This is a genomic window from Mycobacterium sp., from assembly GCF_039583805.1.
GTDB lineage: Bacteria > Actinomycetota > Actinomycetes > Mycobacteriales > Mycobacteriaceae > Mycobacterium.
In genome coordinates, this window is sequence record NZ_JAVKSH010000043.1 from 1 (window position 1) to 5731 (window position 5731).

Here is a 5731-nt window from a genome sequence, read left to right on the forward strand (position 1 = left end):
GGGGTCAGGTCACCGAACGTGAAGCCGTTGCGAGAAATTCGTCCGATTCTCGCAACAGCTTCACGTTCGGTGAGGCCGGGCTGAACCGGGTCGACCCACACGCCTCGTTAGTCCCATCTACCTGGCTGTGCTGCAGACCTGGTGACGAGCACATGATCCCGACGAACTTATGAGCGCGACCACTAGCCGCGCACGCTCGCCGGCAACGGCCCGCCGGTGAAACGCGCCAGCACCGGACCGACGGTCGCCACCACGAACACGTACGTCGTCGCCAGCGCGGCGACCCCGGGAATCGACGCGCCGACCAGCCCGATGATGATCAGCGAGAATTCCGCCCTCGCGATCAGGGTGGTGCCGGCGCGAAACTGCCCGCGCCGCGCCACCCCCTCGCGGCGGGCGGCGAACATGCCCGTCGCCACCTTGGTGGCACCGGTGACGGCGGCCAGCGCAACGGCAACCGGAAGCATCGGAAGCAGATGCTGCGGATCGACCCTGACCCCGATGCCCAGGAAGAAAACCGCCGCGAACAGATCGCGCAGCGGGCCGAACACCGTGCGGGCCCGATCGGCCGTCTCCCCGGTGAGGGTGAGGCCGACCAGGAAAGCGCCCACCGCCGCCGAGGCGTGGACATGCTCGGCGAACGCCGCCACGATCAGGGTGATGCCCAGCACCCGCAGCAGCAGCTGCTCGGAGTCGGCGTGCCCGACCAGCCGGCCGACATGGTGGCCCCACCGATACGACGCGGCGAACGCCGCCCACAGCGCCAGGACCGCGACGGCCATCCCGCCGACCGCCAGCTGCACGGTGCCACCGGTGGCCAGCACCGCGAACAGCGGCAGGTAGGCGGCCATCATGAAGTCCTCCAGCACCAGCACCGCCAGGATGGCCGGCGTTTCCCGGTTGCCGAGCCGGTGCAGGTCCTCCAGCAGCCGAGCGATCAGCCCCGACGACGACACGTAGGTGACGCCGGCCAGCGCCAGGATGCCGACGGCGTCGAGCCCGAGCAGCCAGCCGGCGAGCGCGCCGGGTGTGGCGTTGAGGACGATGTCGACCGCGGCCGACGGCAGGTGGTGACGCAGGCTGCTGGCGAATTCGGCGGCGGAGAACTCCAGACCCAGTGTGAGCAGCAGCAGCACCACACCGATCGGCGCGCCGGTGGTGATGAACTCGCGGGCGGCCGACACCGGGGCGATGCCGCCGGTGCCCAGCGCGAGGCCGGCCAGCAGGTACACCGGTATCGGGGACAGCGCGAACCGGCGCAGAACGGCGCCGAACAAGGCCATCACGGTCAGGACGGCGCCGAGTTGGAACAGCAGCGGAGCCGACACGTCCATCGGCTCAGCCCTTGGCGACGATCTCTTCGACTCCGGTGATGCCGTCCTCGGTGCCGATCACCACCAGGACGTCATGAGCGCGCAGGATTTCCGCCGGACCCGGCGACGCCACCACGTCGGCGCCGCGGACGATCGCCACGATCGACGCGCCGGTGCGGGTGCGGGCACTGGTGTCGCCGAGCGGGCGGTCCACGAACGGGCTGTCCGGCCCGATACGCACCTGCCCGGCGTCGATCCCGGGCACGTCGCGCGTCAGCTCGGTGAACCGTTCGGCGATCCGCGGCGCACCGAGGATCTGGGCGACCGCGTCGGCCTCCTCGTCGGTCAGGCGAAAGCACGGCCGGGCCTGGTCGGGGTCGTCGCGGCCGTACAGGACGACCTCGAAGTCGCCGCTGCGCCGGGCGATGATGCCGATTCGGGCGCCGTCGTGGCTGGTGAACTCGTACCGCAGGCCGATGCTGGGCAGTAGCACCTCTTTGATGTCCACCGCGCTACCGCCGCTTACCCGATCTCGCGTGTTTCGCGGCGCGATCCTGCCGGCGAGCGGATTCGCGACGTTCCCGCCGGCTGGTTCCCGGCGCCCGCTGGGCACCGTCACCGTTGCCCTGTACCTGCGCGGACCCGTCCTCGGCCGGGCCGGAGTAGGTAAGGGCCCGCGATTCGCTCTCGATACCCTTGGCGCGCAACGCACTCGAAGCAGCCCCAGACGAACCGGCGACGGACCGCTGCGCCGCGGCCGCCGCGGCGGTGGCGAACTCCGCCAACCCCTCCGGCTCGGCGACCGGCGCCACCTGCGGCGCGGGCACCGCCTCGACCACGACGTTGAACAGGAAGCCGACGGACTCCTCTTTCAGGCCGTCGAGCATGCCGACGAACATGTCGTAGCCCTCCCGCTGATACTCGACCAGCGGATCGCGCTGCGCCATCGCCCGCAGCCCGATGCCCTCCTTGAGGTAGTCCATCTCGTAGAGGTGCTCCCGCCATTTGCGGTCGATGACGTTGAGCAGCACGTTGCGCTCCAGCTCGCGCATCGCCCCCTCCCCGGCCAGCTCCTCCAACTGCGCTTCCCGCGCGGCATAGGCGCGCTCGGCGTCGGCGATCAGCGCGTCGAGCAACTCCTCGCGGCTCAGCTCCCCGGGTTCACCGACGGCGTCTGGGTCGAACAGCTGCTTGTGGTCGATCCCGACCGGGTACAGCGTCTGCAGCGCCTCCCACAGCTTGGCCAGATCCCAGTCCTCGGCATACCCGTCGGCGGTCGCCCCGTTGACGTAGGCGGTGACCACGTCGCGGACCATTTCGAGCGCCTGCTCTTTGAGGTTCTCCCCCTCCAGAATGCGGCGCCGCTCGGCGTAGATCACCTTGCGCTGCTGGTTCATCACCTCGTCGTACTTGAGGACGTTCTTGCGGACCTCGAAGTTCTGCTGCTCGACCTGGGTTTGCGCGCTCTTGATCGCGCGGGTCACCATCTTGGCCTCGATCGGCACGTCGTCGGGCAGGTTCAGCCGAGTCAGCAGCGACTCCAGCGCCGCACCGTTGAAACGGCGCATGAGCTCGTCGCCCAGCGACAGGTAGAAGCGTGACTCGCCGGGGTCGCCCTGGCGGCCGGAGCGGCCGCGCAACTGGTTGTCGATGCGCCGGGATTCGTGCCGTTCGGTGCCCAGCACGTACAGCCCGCCGGCCTCGATCACCTCGCCGGCTTCGGCGGCGGCCTCGGCTTTGACTTTGGGCAGCTCCTCATGCCAGGCGGCCTCGTACTCGTCGGGGGTCTCCACCGGGTCCAGGCCGCGCTGCCGCAGCCGTGTGTCGGTGAGGAAGTCGACGTTGCCGCCCAGCACGATGTCGGTGCCGCGGCCGGCCATGTTGGTGGCGACGGTGATGCCGCCGCGGCGGCCGGCCTCGGCGACGATGCCGGCCTCCCGCTCGTGGTATTTGGCGTTGAGCACGTTGTGCGGGATGCGCCGCTTGGTGAACTGGCGCGACAGGTACTCCGAGCGCTCCACGCTGGTGGTGCCGATCAGCACCGGCTGCCCCCGTTCGTAGCGTTCGGCGACGTCGTCGACGACAGCGATGTACTTGGCCTCCTCGGTCTTGTAGATGAGGTCGGACTGGTCGGTGCGGATCATCGGCTTGTTGGTGGGGATGGACACCACGCCGATCTTGTAGATCTCGTGCAGCTCGGCCGCCTCGGTCTGCGCGGTGCCGGTCATCCCGGCGAGCTTGTCGTAGAGCCGGAAGAAGTTCTGCAGCGTGATGGTGGCCAGCGTCTGGTTCTCAGCCTTTATCTCGACGTGCTCTTTGGCCTCGATGGCCTGGTGCATGCCCTCGTTGTAGCGGCGGCCGTACAGCACACGACCGGTGAACTCGTCGACGATGAGCACCTCGCCGTCGCGGACGATGTAGTCCTTGTCGCGGGCGAACAGCTCCTTGGCCTTGAGCGCGTTGTTGAGGTAGCTGACCAGGGGCGAGTTGGTGGCCTCGTAGAGGTTGTCGATGCCGAGCTGGTCTTCGACGAACTCCACGCCGAGCTCGTGCACGCCGATGGTGCGTTTGCGCAGGTCGACCTCGTAGTGGACGTCTTTTTCCAGCAGCGGCGCCAGCCGGGCGAACTCGGCGTACCAGTTCGACGCGGCGTCGGCCGGGCCGGAGATGATCAGCGGGGTGCGGGCTTCGTCGATCAGGATGGAGTCGACCTCGTCGACGATGGCGTAGTTGTGGCCGCGCTGGACGCAGTCCGCCGACGAGTGCGCCATGTTGTCGCGCAGATAGTCGAAGCCGAACTCGTTGTTGGTGCCGTAGGTGATGTCGGCGGCGTAGGCGGCGCGGCGCTCGTCGGGCGTCATCTGCGCGAGGATGACCCCGACGTCCAGGCCCAGGAAGCGGTGCACCCGGCCCATCCACTCGCTGTCACGTTTGGCCAGATAGTCGTTGACGGTGACGATGTGCACGCCCTTGCCGCTGATCGCGTTGAGGTAGCTGGGCAGCACCGCGGTCAAGGTCTTGCCCTCACCGGTCTTCATCTCGGCGACGTTGCCGAAGTGCAGCGCCGCCGCGCCCATCACCTGCACGTCGAAGGGGCGCTGGTCGAGCACCCGCCAGGCCGCCTCCCGGGCCACCGCAAACGCCTCGGGCAGCAGGTCGTCGAGGCTTTCCGGGTTTTTCTGGTCGGCGTGGCGTTTGCGGAACTCCTCGGTTTTGGCGCGCAGTTGCGCATCGGTGAGCTTCTCGACGTCGTCGGCCAAGGTGTTGACATAGTCGGCGACCTTCGCAAGACGCTTGACCATGCGGCCTTCGCCCAGGCGGAGCAACTTCGACAGCACAGCGTGTCCCCTATGGATTGGAGTCTTCGGCGACGTCCATCCTAGGCGACGAGCCGGCGATCCCCCGCGATCGTCAGGCCAGCCGGATCAGGCCAGCCGGATCAGGCCAGCCGGATCAGGCCGTAGTCGTAGGCGTGCCGACGGTAGACCACCGACGGCCGGTCGGTTGCCTTGTCGTGGAAGAGGAAGAAGTCGTGCCCGACGAGCTCCATCTCGTAGAGCGCGTCGTCCACCGTCATCGGCGTGGCGGTGTGCTCCTTGGTGCGCACGATCCGCCCGGGTTCGTGGTGCCCGTCGGATTCCTGCGCCGCCGCCGGGTCGTCGGTGACGCCCTGGCCGGCGGATGGCGACGCCGCGGCGGTGGCGGCGGCCAGCGACACCGGGGTCTTGTCGCCGTAGTGGACTGTGCGGCGATCCTTGACGCGCCGCAGCCGGTTCTCCAGCTTGGCGGCGGCCGACTCGAACGCGGCGTAGAAGCTGTCGGCGCCGGCTTCGCCGCGAACCACCGGGCCCCGGCCGCGGGCGGTGATCTCCACATGCTGGCAGGACTTGCGCTGACGGCGATTGCGCTCGTGGTCGAGCTCGACGTCGAACAGGTGGATGGATCGGTCCAGCCGTTCCAAACGGCCGAGTTTCTCCGAGACGTAGACGCGGAAGTGGTCGGGGATCTCCACGTTGCGGCCCTTGACGACGACGTCGGCGCGCGGGGTCACGTCGGCCTGCTCGTCGGCGTCGGCCACAAGCTGACTGGATTCCACGGTTGGTCGTGACATGCTTGGCAACTCGTTTCTCTCGCGTCGCACGCGTGGGGCGTGCCTGGCTGATACGTGCATGCGCCGGCGGGTGCACGGCCGTGCCGCAGGCCGCCCGCCGGTCCAGGTGTCGAGAACTCACCTCCTTGGCGTTGCCGGTGCCGTGGCGCGTGATGTCAAGGCCGCTGCCGTGCGGTGCGCACGGACGCGTGAACCCGACGGTAGCCCGTGGGCAGCCGTGTGTGCCAGTACTTTGCGCGGCCTGTTGCGAGTTCTTCACAACGGGTCACCCTGAGCACACCGGGTCACCCTGAGCACACCGGGTCAC

Annotated in this window: 4 protein-coding genes; all 4 read right to left on the bottom strand. The window is 68.7% G+C overall.

Going from position 1 to position 5731, the window contains the following annotated elements:
* Window positions 1-182: 182 nt before the first annotated feature.
* A complete protein-coding gene (locus ABDW21_RS07800) occupies window positions 183-1334 on the bottom strand; it encodes a cation:proton antiporter (protein WP_343710268.1) in 1152 nt (383 codons plus the stop codon).
* Window positions 1335-1338: 4 nt separating this feature from the next.
* Window positions 1339-1821, bottom strand: coding sequence for a cation:proton antiporter regulatory subunit (locus tag ABDW21_RS07805; protein WP_343600985.1), 483 nt, complete (start codon window positions 1819-1821; stop codon window positions 1339-1341).
* 4 nt (window positions 1822-1825) lie between these two features.
* Window positions 1826-4651 (bottom strand): preprotein translocase subunit SecA, encoded by a 2826-nt coding sequence (secA, locus tag ABDW21_RS07810; RefSeq protein WP_343710269.1) that lies wholly within the window; start codon window positions 4649-4651, stop codon window positions 1826-1828.
* Window positions 4652-4752: 101 nt separating this feature from the next.
* Window positions 4753-5424 carry a ribosome-associated translation inhibitor RaiA gene (gene raiA, locus ABDW21_RS07815; protein WP_343600983.1) on the bottom strand — a complete coding sequence of 224 codons (672 nt, stop codon included), beginning with the start codon at window positions 5422-5424 and terminating at the stop codon, window positions 4753-4755.
* Window positions 5425-5731: the final 307 nt, after the last annotated feature.